Origin of the sequence: Marasmitruncus massiliensis, assembly GCF_900186535.1 — a bacterium.
Lineage (GTDB): Bacteria > Bacillota > Clostridia > Oscillospirales > Ruminococcaceae > Anaerotruncus > Anaerotruncus massiliensis_A.
Window position 1 is genome coordinate 628581 of the sequence record NZ_FYDE01000004.1, and the last position, 14973, is coordinate 643553.

The 14973-nt window shown below is 51.6% G+C and carries 16 protein-coding genes; 12 read left to right on the forward strand and 4 right to left on the reverse strand.

Annotated elements, in window-relative coordinates:
• Nucleotides 1–14 precede the first annotated feature (14 nt).
• The 5 genes from dtd (at nt 15) to C1A10_RS06970 (ending at nt 4557) form a co-directional block, all read left to right on the forward strand.
• Nucleotides 15–473 carry a D-aminoacyl-tRNA deacylase gene (gene dtd / locus C1A10_RS06950; protein ID WP_101909559.1) on the forward strand — a complete coding sequence of 153 codons (459 nt, stop codon included), beginning with the start codon at nt 15–17 and terminating at the stop codon, nt 471–473.
• Nucleotides 474–485: 12 nt separating this feature from the next.
• Nucleotides 486–1130 carry an MBL fold metallo-hydrolase gene (locus C1A10_RS06955; RefSeq protein WP_101909560.1) on the forward strand — a complete coding sequence of 215 codons (645 nt, stop codon included), beginning with the start codon at nt 486–488 and terminating at the stop codon, nt 1128–1130.
• Nucleotides 1114–2595, forward strand: coding sequence for a coproporphyrinogen dehydrogenase HemZ (hemZ, locus tag C1A10_RS06960; RefSeq protein ID WP_101909561.1), 1482 nt, complete (start codon nt 1114–1116; stop codon nt 2593–2595). The genes C1A10_RS06955 and hemZ overlap by 17 nt, the downstream gene beginning before the upstream one ends.
• A 64-nt stretch (nt 2596–2659) precedes the next feature.
• On the forward strand, nt 2660–3073 hold the full coding sequence (locus tag C1A10_RS06965) for a zinc ribbon domain-containing protein (protein WP_101909562.1): 414 nt from the start codon (nt 2660–2662) through the stop codon (nt 3071–3073).
• 125 nt (nt 3074–3198) lie between these two features.
• Entirely contained in the window at nt 3199–4557 is a 1359-nt protein-coding gene (locus tag C1A10_RS06970) for an MATE family efflux transporter (protein ID WP_101909563.1), read from the forward strand.
• Nucleotides 4558–4617: 60 nt separating this feature from the next.
• Here C1A10_RS06970 and C1A10_RS06975 read toward each other — a convergent pair whose 3' ends face one another.
• Nucleotides 4618–5295: a 5'-methylthioadenosine/adenosylhomocysteine nucleosidase gene (locus C1A10_RS06975; protein WP_101909564.1), complete on the reverse strand. Its 678-nt coding sequence runs from the start codon at nt 5293–5295 to the stop codon at nt 4618–4620.
• Nucleotides 5296–5422: 127 nt separating this feature from the next.
• Here C1A10_RS06975 and C1A10_RS06980 point away from each other — a divergent pair, with 127 nt between their 5' ends.
• The 4 genes from C1A10_RS06980 to C1A10_RS06995 all read left to right on the forward strand — a co-directional run bounded on the left by C1A10_RS06980 (nt 5423) and on the right by C1A10_RS06995 (nt 8726).
• Nucleotides 5423–7165 carry a putative polysaccharide biosynthesis protein gene (locus tag C1A10_RS06980; protein ID WP_180951030.1) on the forward strand — a complete coding sequence of 581 codons (1743 nt, stop codon included), beginning with the start codon at nt 5423–5425 and terminating at the stop codon, nt 7163–7165.
• Nucleotides 7166–7243: 78 nt separating this feature from the next.
• Complete coding sequence (mazG, locus tag C1A10_RS06985) at nt 7244–8038, forward strand: nucleoside triphosphate pyrophosphohydrolase (protein WP_101909782.1); 795 nt, start codon at nt 7244–7246, stop codon at nt 8036–8038.
• 57 nt (nt 8039–8095) lie between these two features.
• On the forward strand, nt 8096–8374 hold the full coding sequence (locus C1A10_RS06990) for an HU family DNA-binding protein (RefSeq protein WP_101909566.1): 279 nt from the start codon (nt 8096–8098) through the stop codon (nt 8372–8374).
• Nucleotides 8375–8483: 109 nt separating this feature from the next.
• Nucleotides 8484–8726 (forward strand): RNA-binding S4 domain-containing protein, encoded by a 243-nt coding sequence (locus C1A10_RS06995; protein ID WP_101909567.1) that lies wholly within the window; start codon nt 8484–8486, stop codon nt 8724–8726.
• 352 nt (nt 8727–9078) lie between these two features.
• On the opposite strand, the gene sigE is transcribed toward C1A10_RS06995, so the two are convergent.
• The gene (sigE, locus tag C1A10_RS07005) at nt 9079–9789 is read right to left on the reverse strand and encodes an RNA polymerase sporulation sigma factor SigE (RefSeq protein WP_101909569.1); all 711 of its coding nucleotides are present in this window, start codon (nt 9787–9789) and stop codon (nt 9079–9081) included.
• 80 nt (nt 9790–9869) lie between these two features.
• Nucleotides 9870–10682 carry a sigma-E processing peptidase SpoIIGA gene (locus C1A10_RS07010; RefSeq protein WP_101909570.1) on the reverse strand — a complete coding sequence of 271 codons (813 nt, stop codon included), beginning with the start codon at nt 10680–10682 and terminating at the stop codon, nt 9870–9872.
• 641 nt (nt 10683–11323) lie between these two features.
• Here C1A10_RS07010 and sigG point away from each other — a divergent pair.
• Nucleotides 11324–12094, forward strand: coding sequence for an RNA polymerase sporulation sigma factor SigG (gene sigG / locus C1A10_RS07015; protein WP_101909783.1), 771 nt, complete (start codon nt 11324–11326; stop codon nt 12092–12094).
• Between the two features lie 58 nt (nt 12095–12152).
• On the opposite strand, the gene C1A10_RS07020 is transcribed toward sigG, so the two are convergent.
• The gene (locus tag C1A10_RS07020; protein ID WP_101909784.1) at nt 12153–13553 is read right to left on the reverse strand and encodes a sodium-dependent transporter; all 1401 of its coding nucleotides are present in this window, start codon (nt 13551–13553) and stop codon (nt 12153–12155) included.
• Nucleotides 13554–13745: 192 nt separating this feature from the next.
• Here C1A10_RS07020 and C1A10_RS07025 point away from each other — a divergent pair, with 192 nt between their 5' ends.
• Together C1A10_RS07025 and rpsB are read left to right on the forward strand one after the other, a co-directional pair.
• Entirely contained in the window at nt 13746–14045 is a 300-nt protein-coding gene (locus C1A10_RS07025; RefSeq protein WP_101909571.1) for a YlmC/YmxH family sporulation protein, read from the forward strand.
• 179 nt (nt 14046–14224) lie between these two features.
• Nucleotides 14225–14971 carry a 30S ribosomal protein S2 gene (rpsB, locus tag C1A10_RS07030; protein ID WP_101909572.1) on the forward strand — a complete coding sequence of 249 codons (747 nt, stop codon included), beginning with the start codon at nt 14225–14227 and terminating at the stop codon, nt 14969–14971.
• Nucleotides 14972–14973: the final 2 nt, after the last annotated feature.

Here is a 14973-nt window from a genome sequence, read left to right on the forward strand (position 1 = left end):
CCAGGAGAGGGATTATGAAAGCTATTTTGCAGCGCGTACGCCGCGCCCGCGTGGAAATCGAAGGGAAGCCTGTCGGGGAAATCGGTCAGGGGCTGATGGTTCTGCTGGGCGTTTTGGAAGGCGACGGCGTGGAACAGGCTGACTTTCTGGCGGAAAAAGCGGCGAATCTGCGCATCTTTGAAGATGAGAACGGAAAGATGAACCGCTCTCTGCTCGATATCGGCGGCGGGATGCTGATTGTATCGAATTTTACCCTCTGCGCCGACGCGCGGCACGGCAGGCGCCCCTCCTTTACGGCTTCCGCGAAACCGGAAACCGCGAATGCCCTGTACGAGCGGTTCATTGCCGCGGTCAAGGATACCGGCGTCAGCCCGGTGGAGTCGGGCCGCTTCGGGGCGGATATGCAGGTGACCCTCCAGAACGACGGCCCGGTAACTATTATACTGGATACGGACGAAATTATGAAACGATAAGGAGTGGCGGGAATGAAGCTATATGTAAAACCTGTGGGAACGCTTGGCACCAACTGCTATATTGTTGCCGACGACAGCGGAAAATGCGCGGTCATCGATCCCGGTGCTCAGGCGGAAAAGCTGCTTGATTTTTTGGAAACCCATGGCTTTACGCCGGAATATATCCTGCTGACCCATGGGCACTATGACCATATCGGCGCGGTGAAGGCCATTGCGGAAAAATACGGCTGCAAGATTGCCATAGGGAGAAACGACGCCGAACAGCTTACCGACCGCGAGAAAAGCCTTGCCACTTCGCGGGGACTGAGCGAAAAGGACTATCTGATGGCGACTGACCTGCTGTTGGCGGAAGGGGACCATCTGACGGTCGGAAACCTGGCATTTTCGGTTCTCGATACGCCGGGGCATACCCGCGGCGGAGTGTGCTATCTCTGCGGGGACCTGCTCTTTTCCGGGGACACCCTGTTCTGCGGGGACGTCGGGCGCTGCGACCTCTACGGCGGCAATTTTATCATGATGCAGGAGTCTCTGAAAAAACTGGCCGCACTGAAAGGCGATTTCCGGGTGCTACCCGGACACGGCCCGGAAAGCACCCTGGATCAGGAACGTATGCAGAATCCATACATGAGGGAGCATTCGGATGACGGTCTTTCTTAGAGGACATCACTTCGGTTATGAGCTGCAGCGCGTGGCGCAGATGTTCTTTTTCGGGGAAAAAGTCGAGATTGCCGACGGGGAGCCGGAGGCCGGACAGCCGGACGGTTATCTCTTTGCGGAACTGGACGGCGGGGAACTGCGGGTTTCCGGCTGTCCGTGCGGGGACAAGCATTACCGGCTTCTGGATACCGTGCAGCCGGAGGACAGGCAGAATGATGTTGAACATAAATTCGGCGTCATGATTTACCGGATTTTATCAGATGCCACCGGTATCCGCCCTCCATGGGGGGTGCTGACCGGAATCCGGCCTGTGAAGCTGTTTGCTTCCCGCATGCGGCGCGGCGAGGATGACGGGGCGCTGCGCGCGCATTTTACCGGCGGCTGCCTGATGAGCGAAGAACGGTTTTCCCTGGCCATGCAGACCGCGAAGGCACAAAAGGAGCTTTTATGCCGGTCTACGCCCGACAGCTTCTCACTTTATGTTTCCATTCCGTTTTGTCCGACACGATGCGCTTACTGCTCCTTTGTCTCCCATTCGGTGGAAAAGGCCGCGAAGCTGTTGCCCGTCTATGTGGACAGGCTGTGTGAGGAACTTCGTTATACCGCAGAAATTGCTTCTTCACTGGGGCTTTCGCTTCGTACCGTTTATTTCGGGGGCGGAACGCCGACTACACTATTGCCGGAGCAGCTTTCCCGTATCTGTGAAACAATCTCCGCTTGCTTTGACACCAAAAATGTATGGGAATATACGGTGGAGGCCGGACGGCCGGATACAATTACGCGGAAAAAGCTCGAAGTAATCCGCGCCGCCGGAGCGGACAGAATCAGCATCAATCCGCAGACGCTGAGCGATTCCGTGTTGGGAGCCATCGGCAGGAAGCATACGACGCGGCAGACGCTGGAGGCGTTTGCCCTTGCGCGTTCCTGCGGATGCGACAATATCAATATGGATTTGATTGCAGGGCTTCCCACAGATACGCCGGAGGGGTTCCGGGCGTCTGTGGACGGGATCCTGGCGCTTGCACCGGAAAATATTACGGTGCATACCCTGACTGTCAAACGTTCGGCGGAGATGACCTTCGAACGCGCCCGCGCGGAACTGGCAATGGTAGGAGACATGGTGGATTATGCGCGGAATGCGGTACAGGCGGCGGGCTACCGCCCCTATTACCTTTACAGGCAGAATGGGTCGCTGTCCGCATTGGAAAACGTGGGCTATGCAAAGCCGGGGACCGAAGGGTTTTACAATGTCTACATTATGGATGAAACCCATTCGATTTTTGCGGTCGGCGCCGGCGCTTCCACGAAGCTGTGCCACCCGGTTACAGGCGAAATCAAACGGATCTATAATTATAAATATCCCTATGAATACGTGGACCGTTTTGAAACGGTAAAAGAACGAAAGCTGGAAATTCCGCGCTTTTATGGGTATGATAAGAAAAAGATTCCGGAAACCTGCTTGTAAACGGTTTCCATTCAGTGTATAATTTATATGATCATCGAAATTATGACAGGAGGGTCATTTTAATATGAGTAAACTGGATGAGCTGATTTTAAAGGCAAAGGATTTGGCCGGAGTTGCCGGCAGCAAGACCCAGGAAGTTGTGGAATTGACCAAGCTTCATCTGCAGGTGACCCAGCTGAAATCTGATATTGACGCGAATTACCAGAAGCTTGGTGAAATTGTTTTTGAACTGAATAAGGCTGGTACGCAGAATGATGAGCTTATTCATATGTGCGTATCGGAGATCCAGTCTCAGCTCGACGAGCTGGCTGCCCTGAGCCATAAAATTGATGAAATGAAAAATGTGGTGAAATGCCCCCAGTGCATGGCGGCAAATCCTGTCGGCGCGCTGTACTGCTCCCGGTGCGGATTTTCGCTCAAATCTCAGGCGCCTGAACAGCAGGATGAAGATGAAGACACCGAGGACCCGACACTTTGAGAGCCTCTTAGCGGTTACAGGCTGATGAAACATTGCAATCAGCGGCCACCCGAGCGGGTGGTCGCTTTCTGTCTGCTAAAAAATGCGCGATGGGCTTCAGACAATGAATGATAAGGATTGGTTAAATGGAAGAAAGAAAAGAAAATAAGATGGGGACCATGCCGGTAGGAAAGCTGTTGATTTCAATGTCACTGCCGGTCATGATTTCGATGCTTGTGCAGGCGCTGTACAATATTGTGGACAGTATTTTTGTCGCACAAGTCAGTGAAAACGCGCTCACCGCTGTTTCGCTGGCATTTCCGGTGCAGAATTTGATCATAGCCGTCGGAGTAGGCACCGGGGTTGGTATTAATTCGCTGCTTTCCAGGCGGCTAGGAGAGAGAAACTATGAGGATGCCAACGCTACGGCGGAGAACGGTATCCTGCTTGCGATTATAAACTGGCTGGTATTCGCGGTGCTCGGCGGGCTGTTTTCCGAACCATTTTTCCGCATGTTTACGCAAAACGCGGAGATCGTTGAAATGGGAACCCAATATCTGCAGATCTGTACGATTTTTTCGTTTGGCCTGTTTATGCAGCTCACCATAGAACGGATTATGCAGTCGACCGGCGTCACGATTTACAATATGATCACGCAGGGAGTCGGGGCGATTTTTAATATTATTTTTGACCCGATCCTGATCTTCGGCCTGTTTGGGATGCCCAGAATGGGGGTGGCCGGCGCCGCCCTTGCAACAGTATTGGGGCAGATTCTGGCGATGGGCCTGGGCATTTTGTTCAACCATTATAAAAATCATGAAGTACGGATCCATTTTAAGGGGTTCCGCCCGAACCCGCGCATCATCAGGGAGATCTATCAGGTGGGGGTTCCCTCCATTATCATGCAGTCCATCGCTACGATTATGACGGTTGGCATGAATAAAATCCTGCTGATGTTTACGGAAACGGCGGTTTCTGTTTTCGGTGTCTACTTTAAGCTGCAAAGCTTCATCTTTATGCCGGTCTTCGGCCTGACTAACGGGCTGATCCCGATTGTGGCCTATAATTTCGGCGCCCGCAAAAAGGCCCGGATCATGCATGCGCTGCGGGACGCGCTGATCTATGCGGTAGCGATTATGTCGCTGGGCGTTCTGATCTTTCAGGTGTTCCCCGAACAGCTGCTTGCCATGTTCAAGGCTTCGGATGTCATGCTGTCCATCGGCGTTCCGGCACTTCGCATCATCAGCATCAGCTTTTTTGGCGCGGGGGTCGCAATCGTGCTGTCGTCGGTGTTTCAGGCGGTGGGGAACGGTGTGCTCAGCCTGCTGATGTCGGTTGCGCGTCAATTGGTGGTGATTCTGCCGGCGGCCTATCTTCTGGCGAAATTTTTCGGCCTCAACGCAGTGTGGTTTTCCTTTGTCTTGGCGGAAATTACTTCGGTCGGAATGGCAATTTTGATGTTCCGAAAGGTATACCGTAACCGGATTCAGCAGATGCCTGATTGACAAAATGGAAAGGAGCCGGTTTCCTCTGTTGGGAAACCGGCTCCTTTGCCGTGTTTTTGCTTACAGACGCTCAATCAGAGAAAGTGTAATTTTTGCGCAGCGTTCGGCAGCGTGCACCACAAACGTATCAAAATCGGTCGCGCCCTGATCGTCGGCCCCGTCGGAAATGCATCGGATCACCGCGAAAGGGACCTTGTTCAGATAGCAGACATGCCCAATAGCGGCGCCCTCCATTTCTGTCGTCATTCCCTGTGTGTCCGCGATGATCTTTGCCTTCACAGTGGAGTCGGTGACAAACTGGTCGCCGGAAACGACCCTCCCGCGCAGACAGGCAATCCCTTGTTCCGCGCAGACTTTTTCCGCGAGCGAGGAGATGCGCTCGTCGGCGGGAAAATGGTCTGCGCCCGGGAAATAATCGCCGGAAAGAAATCCGGAATAGAGATCATGATAGGCCACATCGGTGGCCGCTACGATATCCATAATATGGAGCTTGTCCGAAAGCGCTCCCGAGACTCCGCTGTTGATGATGCAATCAGCGTGGAAATTCGAAATCAGCATCTGCGCGCACGCGGCGGCGTTTACTTTGCCGATGCCGCATTGGACCGCGACGACCTGCTTTTCCCCGAGGCCGGCGGTATAAAACGTGTAAAGCCCAACCTGCTCGGGCCTGCCGCCAAGCGCTTCCCGGATGCGCTTCAGTTCGCTTTCCAGCGCGCAGATAATGCCAATGGTTTTCATGATAAATCCTCCCAACTGTTTATGGAGCTATTTTACATCATGGCGGGCCGCATTTCAACTTTATGCGGGTTATAATTCTTTTTCTGTTTTAATATAGCTGTAATGTTGCAGAAAAGGGGGGATGAGGATGGGCAGACAGCATAAGCAGGGGTATCTTTATGGTATGATGGTGCTTGCGGCGGGAACCATAGTGGTGAAACTGATCGGTGCGCTGTTTAAAATCCCGCTTACGAATATTCTCGGCGGGGTGGGCATGAGTTATTTCAATGTTGCCTATGACCTTTACTACCCCCTTTATGCACTGTTTGTATCGGGAGTGCCGGTTGCGGTATCCAAACTGGTAAGCGAGAGCATGGCCCGCGGGCAGGCGCGCGATGCCAGAAGGCTGCTGCGGATTTCGGCCGTTATTTTTGTTGGGATTGGGCTTTCGGGTTCTGTTGTCATGGTATTCGGCGCGAAATGGTTTGCGGCGGTTGTCCATAATCCGGACGCGAGGTATGCAGTATGGATGCTGTCACCCGCTCTGTTCTTCGGCTGTGTCACAGCCGCGTTCCGGGGGTATTTCCAGGGCCTCCAGGACATGAGGCCGACCGCTGTGTCGCAGATTGTGGAGGCGGTCGCAAAGCTGGTGCTGGGGCTGACACTGGCCTATCTCATCACGCAGGCGGGCCTGCGCCAGTTTGCACGGCAGGGTACGGTGTTTGGAATCCCCTGCCCGGGTGCTGAGGAAGCAAGGCTGGCGGTCTTGCCGTTCGCCGCCGCCGGAGCAATTCTGGGGGTAACGGCCGGCGCCCTGTGCGGCAGCATCTATCTCTATGGCTACCATAAGCTGGGCCGTGGCGGTATCCCGCTGGCACTGTGGAAGAAAGCTCCAAAGGCAGTCCCGGCAAAGGTGCTCGGGCGGCGCCTGATTGCAATTGCCCTGCCCGTCTGCTGTGCTTCCGTGATCACCAACATGACTTCGTTCATTGATCTGGTCTCCGTCATGAACCGGCTGGTCTCGGCCATTGAAAACAGCCCGGAAACGGTGCTGGGGATGTATCGGAATGCGATTCCGTCCGGTGTGGGGCTGGAGCAGCTGGCCTCTTACCTTTACGGGTGCTATTCCGGGCTGGCGGTTCCAATCTACAATCTGGTCCCGTCTTTGACGGCTGTGATTGGAGTCAGCCTGCTGCCTGCGGTATCAGCCTCATGGGCGACCCATAGCCAGGCTGCGTTGGAACGCAATGTCGCCAGCGCTCTGCGGGTGGCTTCCATGATCGCGATGCCTGCGGGCATCGGTATTTCGGCTATGGCGGAGCCGATTATGCGCCTGCTCTATTTTTCAAAGCCGATGGAAGTGGCGGCAATTGCGCCCGCGCTCCGGCTGATGGGAATCAGCGCGGTATTTGTCGCGTTGACGCTTCCAGTCAACGCAATTTTACAGGCGGTCGGGCGTGCGGAACTGCCGATGAAGCTTTTGCTTTGGGGTGGGCTGATGAAACTGGCTCTTAACTATTTTATGGTCGCGGTTCCCCAGCTGAATATCCGGGCCGTCCCCGTCGGGACGCTTTTCTGTTACGCGTTTGTGCTTGCGGTCAGTTTATCGGCTTTGATTCATACAACCGGTGTACGCCTTTCCATTTCCGGAATATTCGGGAAGCCGCTTTTTGCCGCGCTGTGCTGCGGCGTCACGGCGCGGGCTGCTTATTTACTATTGCTGAGTACCTGCCAGGAAGCCGTTTCCACCCTTTTTGGGGTGGCTGTTGGAGGCTTTTTTTATCTTGTAGTGCTCATTTTTACAAAAACCGTGACAAAAATTGATATTTTGATGCTTCCCAACGCAGAAAAGTTTATAAATATACTTGAAAAGCACAAACTTTTAGGGTAATATAATAAAAGCCGTCTTACAATAAATTTCCGTTTTTGAGACGGCAAAGAAAAGCTCATGGAGGCGTTTGAATTGCCAGTGAATTTCCCCCAAAAACAGTCCTACGATATTGGCGATCTGCTTAAGATCATGGAACTGCTGCGGGGAGAAGACGGCTGCCCATGGGACAGGGAACAGGATCACCACTCGATTCGCAAAAACTTTCTGGAAGAGACGTATGAAGTGATGGAAGCAATCGACAAGGAGGATTCCGAACTTTTAAAGGAAGAGCTCGGAGATGTCCTGTTGCAGATCGTTTTTCACTGCCGAATGGAATCGGAATCAGGCCGGTTTGATTTTGGGGATGTGTGCGACGGAATCTGTAAGAAACTGATTGTACGCCACCCCCATGTTTTTGGCGATGTCACTGTGGAGAATTCCGGGGAAGTGATTGTCAACTGGGATCAGATTAAACGGCAGACAAAAGGGCAGAATACCACAACGGAAACACTGAAAAGTGTTCCGGCGGTGTTTCCGGCTTTGATGCGCAGCGAAAAGGTCCAGCACCGCGCGGCAAAGTCCGGGTTTGATTATCCGTCCCTGGAATATGCAATGAGCGACCTCGACAGCGAGATAAACGAGCTGAAAGCAGCAATCGCTGAGAAAAATCAGGCGCATGTTGAGGAAGAACTTGGGGATTTGCTTTTTGCGGCTGTAAATGTGTCGCGCTTCACGCAGACAGATGCGGAAAATGCGCTGGCCCGTTCCTGCGAAAAATTTATCGCCCGGTTTGAGCAGGTGGAGAATCTGGCAGTTTCTAACGGCGTAGACATGAAGCAGGCTTCCATTGAGGAACTGGACAAGCTTTGGAAGCAGGCAAAAATGCGGGTATGATCACAGGAGAGAGTCCTGATGGCATATTTTTATTAAATAATTACGGAGGTCATTTCAATGACAAAAGCAGAACTTATTGCCGCGGTGGCAGAAAAATCGGAACTTTCCAAGAAGGACAGCGAGAAGGCGGTTGTTGCAGTAGTTGACGCAATTACAGAAGCTCTGGTTGCCGGCGAAAAAGTTGCTCTGGTAGGCTTTGGTACTTTCGAGACCAAGACCCGTAATGAAAGACAGGGCATCAACCCGATTACCAAAGAACCGATGACAATTGCGGCGGCGACGGTTCCTGCGTTTAAAGCTGGAAAAGCTCTGAAAGATGCTGTGGCCGGCAAATAAATTTTAGAAATAAAACCCGCCGGATGATTTACAGTCGGCGGGTTTTTTCTATTTGTCTGCTTGTGGGACGCGTGTAACGCGACTTACGGCAATGATGTGGAGGACAATGATGCGACTGGATAAATATCTGAAGACAACCCGGCTGATTAAACGCCGGACAGTGGCCAACGAAGCCTGTGACGCAGGACGTATCATCGTGAACGGTAAGCCTGCCAGAGCGTCTTACGACGTGAAAGAAGGGGACATTGTGGAAATCTGTCTGGGGCAGAAGCCGCTCAAGGTGAAAGTGGCCAAAGTCAGCGAGTACGCCACGAAGGATACGGCGTCCGAGGGATATGAAGTCATAGAATAAAACAGATTATGCCGCTTTAAAGCTATCCGGGCAGGCGCTTCTGCATTGCGTCTGCCCGGATAGCTTTAAAGCGGCAGGATGGATTCCGGCAGTAATCGGACTGCGCGGGGATATCCGCCTGTTTGGCGGGAAAACAGGACTGAATGAGTGACAGCAGCTAAAATGATAATTGTTGCAATTTCGGCTGTTAGAGCCTGATAGGTATCGTCTGTATCAATATATGATGCCGAAGTGTCGTTTGTGATGGGCGGACATGGATATATGGAAAAAATACTTTTCATTGAGTGGAAAATGTTTAAGAACGGATAAAAATTGCGCCTGTAAATTTTACAGGCGCAATTTTTATCTGTTCTTAAATCGTCTTTTCCAGTTCTTTTTTCAGCTTTTTAATAATCCGTTTCTCCAGACGCGATATATAAGACTGGGAAATCCCGATAATATCGGCCACTTCTTTTTGCGTTTTTTCTTCCGTTCCCATAAGGCCGAACCTCAGCTTCATAATCGTCTGTTCCCGTTCCCCCAGACGGTTTACCGCATTGAGCAGCAAATTTTTTTCCGCTTCATCCTCAATCGGACGATTGATGCTGTCGGCTTCCGTTCCGAGAATATCCGAAAGCAGCAGTTCGTTTCCATCCCAGTCGATGTTCAAGGGCTCGTCAATTGAGATTTCATTTTTATGGTTCTGATTTTTCCGCAGATGCATCAGAATCTCATTTTCAATACATCTGGACGCATAGGTAGCTAGTTTAATATTTTTCTGCGGACAGAACGTATTGACGGCTTTAATCAACCCAATGGTGCCGATCGAAATTAAATCCTCCACGCAGATGCCGGTGGATTCAAATTTTTTGGCAATGTACACCACCAGCCGCAGATTATGTACGGTCAGCGTTTCTTTGGCGGACTCGTCGTGCGCTTCCAGCCTGAGAAATACAAGCTTTTCTTCTTCTTTGGAAAGCGGAGCGGGCAGGGTTTCAGGCCCGTTTATGTAAAAAATCCGTCGGAGCCTCAGCCGCAGGAGCAGACTTTCCAGCAGCAGTTTCCATTTTAGAACCCATTGCATTACAAACACCCTTTCCCTTTATGTAAAAATGCCGTTCATTATTGTTCGGACAAATAGCACTGCGCTTTTCAGGCAGGGGTTTATCCGCGGTCAACCAGCTGGGGGTTCAGCAGCGCCTGATATTCCCCATGAATCGGTTCCCTGCTGGCTGCTATGTAAACATCCGAGGTTCTTGTTTGCAGATTCTCCCCGGAAATCGAAACCTCGTCCGGGCGGAAGCCACGCAAAGCGCCCTGTCCGGTAACGGTAAAGCAGGGGATCACGCGGTAACGGGTTTCCTCCGAAGGGGCGATGCGGCTCGCAAGCTCTTTATCGCAGACAATGACCGGCGCGCCGGAAAAAGGCTCTTTCAACTGGCAGCCGGTATCGGCCAGCCCCTTCATGGCAAGTGTTTTGCCGTTTACCATGACCGATACGTTATATAACTTTTTTTCACTTGTGCGGCTGAACAGCAGCCGTTCAAATAAAAGCAGCAGAAAATAGGCGGCCGTTGTTGTGGCAAGCAGCATAAGCATGGAAATGTCGAAATAGACAATACCGTTGTAAAACAGGACATTGAGCGGTTTGATCAGGTAGGAAACCGCAAGCAGAATGCCGGCAAACAGGAAACTGACGGAGAGCAGAACAAACAGAGACTTGGCCAGCCGTTTCCATGACTGGCAGCCGAAAGCCGCAGCGGCCATCGCGCCCGACAAAAAGATTTTATAAAAGAGCTGGAACCACCATCCGATGTAGGGCAGAAAAATAATCAGCGAGCCTGCCGCCCCAAGAAGAGCGGAAAGGCAGGCCCGTTTTCGGCTTAAAATAATGCCTAAAATTTTGCCGGAAGCCAATATGATCAGAAGATTGATGATATAATTCACCACAACCAGAACATCTGCATAAACTGTCATGTCAAAACACCGCTTTCCAGAAGAGGAAGTCCTCGGTCTTTATTATAGGAAAGGGACAAGTTTTGTTTGTGTCGAAAAAGCGTGGCTTAAAAGATTCTTGCGAACCTCAAACACACGGCATGCATACTATGAAAAAGAACGGCACATGGCGCTGCCGTGTCAGGTATACATTTATTTTTAAGACAAAAGGTGTGATAATTCATGGCTTGCTGTAACAACAGATACTGCAATTACAGATGTGCGGTCCCTGGCTGCGGCTCTAAGGAGAATTGCATTAGATGCAAAAACAGCTGGTATCCAATTGTGGACACGGAATCCGTCGAGCGTAGAATGAGGATGTGCTGCGATCAGGGTGGCTGCTGCGGAATGTTTCCGGTGGATTGCAGAAATACGTACTGGCCGTCTTTCTCTCACCCCCGTTGGCTCTGCTGCAAAGATCTGTATTGCGCGCGTTAAAGAACCACGCGTTTGTGAGGCACAATAAGCCGGCGGTAAAACGCCGGCTTATTGTGTGCGCAATGCAAAATCGATGCCGGATTCTTTCAATGGGTAATTATTGGAAAGAGCTCGGTTTTGCATGTTTGATGATACCCGCGCCCATACTAATTTCTGAAAAGAAAATAGAAAACGGGGTGCGGGACGTGTATATCAATAAGGTTGAAATTTGCGGGGTAAATACGTCTAAGCTAAAAGTGCTGAAGGAGAAGGAGAAGATAGAATTACTTCGGCGGATTCGGGCGGGCGACAATGCCGCCCGAGAGGAAATGATCAACGGAAACCTGCGGCTGGTGCTCTCGGTGGTGCAGAAATTCACAAACCGCGGTGAAAATCTGGACGACCTTTTTCAGGTAGGGTGCATCGGGCTGATCAAAGCGATCGACAATTTCGATCCGAACCAGAATGTACGCTTTTCCACCTATGGCGTTCCCATGATTATCGGTGAAATCCGCCGCCATCTCAGGGATAACAACTCGGTACGTGTCAGCCGTTCCATGAGAGATATGGCTTATAAAGCCATGCAGGCAAAGGAAGCACTTGTAAACCGCAATGCAAGGGAGCCTACCATCGATGAAATTGCCGAAGAAATGGGTGTTAATAAAGAGAATGTCGTTTTAGCGCTTGAGGCAATTGTGGAGCCGATGTCGCTTTATGAACCGGTCTATTCGGATGGCGGAGATACCATTTACGTAATGGATCAGGTCGGAGATAAAAACGGCGAAAACGATTGGATGGATGAAATCGCAATCCGGGAAGCAATGAAAAATCTGGGGGAACGTGAGAAAAAGATCCTTACTCTGCGTTTTTTTGTTGGTAAAACCCAGATGGAAGTGGCGCAGGAAATCGGTATTTCGCAGGCGCAGGTGTCCAGATTGGAAAAGGGTGCGCTTGATTGGATCAAAAAACATTTATAAATACAGCAGCGGCCACCTTTTCGGGCGGCCGCTGCTGTTGCTATTTTGTGATTTAGGCCTATGCAAATATCGCGGTCAACTGTTCCAAAAGATGAAATTTTTCGTTATAACCTTGCACAAAAATATACAGGACAATGACGGGCAGGATATAAGAGACATAAATACGGGTCCATGCCGGGAACCGGATGCCGTTTCCGGTGTCCGCTTCCTTCAGAAAATTCTTCCACCCCCAGCCATAGCGGGAAGTGCAGAATGCCAGATAAACCAGGGAACCCAGCGGCAGCAGGTTGCTGCTTACAATAAAGTCCTCAAGGTCCTGAATATTGGTGCCGGCGCCCAGCGGCTGAATACTGCTCCAGAGATTGAAACCGAGCACACATGGGATAGATAGAACAATAATAAGAACAGTATTGATCAGAACGGTTTTCCGGCGGGACCAGCCCCACAGGTCCATCCCGAAAGACACAATGTTTTCAAACACTGCAATGACGGTGGAAAGCGCGGCAAACGTCATAAAGATGAAGAAAAGAGCCCCGAAAATACGGCCGCCCGTCATAACATTAAAAATGTTGGGAAGCGTAACAAAAACAAGCCCGGGTCCCTGACCGGGGTCCATGCCGAACGCCGAACAGGCGGGGAAAATAATCAGTCCCGCCATCAGCGCAACACCGGTATCCAGCAGTGTAATGCTGATGGATTCCCCGGTGAGTGAACGTTCCTTGCCGATATAACTGCCGAAAATTGCCATCGCGCCGATTCCGAGGCTCAGCGTAAAAAATGCCTGCCCCATTGCGGCAAAGATCACAGTGGAGATTCCCTGCTCCGCCATTTTGCCAAAGTCGGGCAGCAGATAGAACCGCAGCCCGTCACCGGCCCCCGGCAGGGTCACCGCTCTCAGGACAAGGACAATCATCACCAGGAACAGGCACCCCATCATTGCTTTTGTGATCCGTTCCACACCGTTTTGAAGGCCGAGCGAGCAGATGCCGAACCCGATCAGCACCACGGCAACCATCCAGAAGGCCATAAGCCCCGGCCGGGCAAGCATATTGCCGAATACCGAAGCAACCTCGTCCGGTGTTTTGCCGACAAACTCGCCCGTCGCTGTTTTCAGAAAATAGATGATCATCCAGCCGCCGACCGTGGTATAGAACATCATCAGCATGTAGTTGCCGAGCATCGCGCCATAACCGTACAGGTGCCACCGCGTACCCTTTGGCTCCAGCACGCGGAAGGAGAGCGCCGCGCTTTTCTGGCTGGCACGTCCCACAGAAAATTCCATGACCATAATCGGAAGCCCCAAAACCAATAGGAAGAATAGATAAATCAGCACAAAAGCGGCGCCGCCGTACTGTCCCGTAATATAGGGGAACCTCCACACGTTGCCCAGCCCGATGGCACAGCCCGCCGATATCAGCAGAAAGCCCAGCCGGGAAGCAAATTTCTCTCGCTGCAAAATAAACACCTCACATTTGATTTACGTGCGCGTCTGCGCCGCATTACACACCATAAGTTTGCACAACGGGAACTAAAATATCTTACCTTTCTTTTGCGGGAAAGTCAATCACGGGAGATCATCCGGTCTATTTTGCATTGCCGAGGCATACAGTATAGATACTCGTGAGTTCTGCGCAATGGAGGAGGGGACGCGATGTACTGCAGGATCAGTGATCTGAGAAGCAAATTTGTCATCAATGTCCGCAACGGTGTGAAGCTGGGCTATGTTTCTGACGTGGAGCTGGATACCGTAACGGCGACGGCTTCCGCGCTTGTCATCAGAGGAAGGCTGCGCCTGCTTGGTTTGCTGGGGCGGGAAGACGATATTGTGATCCGGTGGGACGACATCGAAGTCATCGGTGAGGACACCATCCTGGTGAACCATACGCTGCCCGCTCCCGGAGAGAACCGTAAACGCGGGCAGGGATGGCTTCATATTCTCACAGAAGACTAAATGCGCCGGAATGCAAATTTCCGCTTGCATTTTTATCTCTTTTGTGCTATTATTATCCGGCTGATGGATTGATTCAGCAGAACACACACCGTGCGATTGTCTTGTCGGTGTCCCGCGTGGGATGATAAGGCGAGCTTGAAGCAGGGTGGCGGAAAATAACCGAAAGAGAGGAATTTATCATGGGCGTAGTATCTATGAAACAATTATTGGAGGCCGGCGTTCATTTCGGACATCAGACCAGAAGATGGAACCCGAAAATGGCGCGCTATATCTTTACGGAGAGAAACGGCATCTATATCATCGACCTTCAGAAAACCGTAAAGAAACTGGACGAGGCTTATATGTTTGTCCGTGACCTTGCAGCGAACGGCGGCAATGTCCTGTTTGTCGGCACCAAGAAGCAGGCGGGCGATTCTGTCCGCGAAGAAGCAACCCGCGCCGGCGCATACTTTGTAAATGCAAGATGGCTCGGCGGCATGCTGACCAACTTCAAGACCATCCGCCGCAGAATTGAACGGCTTGCACAGCTGCGCAAAATGGAAGAGGACGGCACGTTTGAGCTTCTGCCGAAAAAAGAGGTCAGCAAGCTGAACCTTGAAATTGAAAAACTCGAAAAATTCCTGGGCGGCATCAAGGACATGAAGAAACTCCCGGCTGCTCTGTTTATCGTTGATCCGAGAAAAGAAAAGATTGCTGTTGCGGAAGCTCATAAACTGGGCATCCCCATTGTGGCGATTGTTGATACCAACTGCGACCCCGATGAAATCGACTATGTGATTCCCGGCAACGACGACGCGATCCGTGCCGTCAAGTTGCTGTCTGCGACAATGGCTGACGCGATCATTGAAGGCAGACAGGGGAGCACCGCTGTGGCTGAAGAAGAAGCCGCCGCGAAAGAAGAGGAAACCGAAGAGGCTGCTCAGTAATC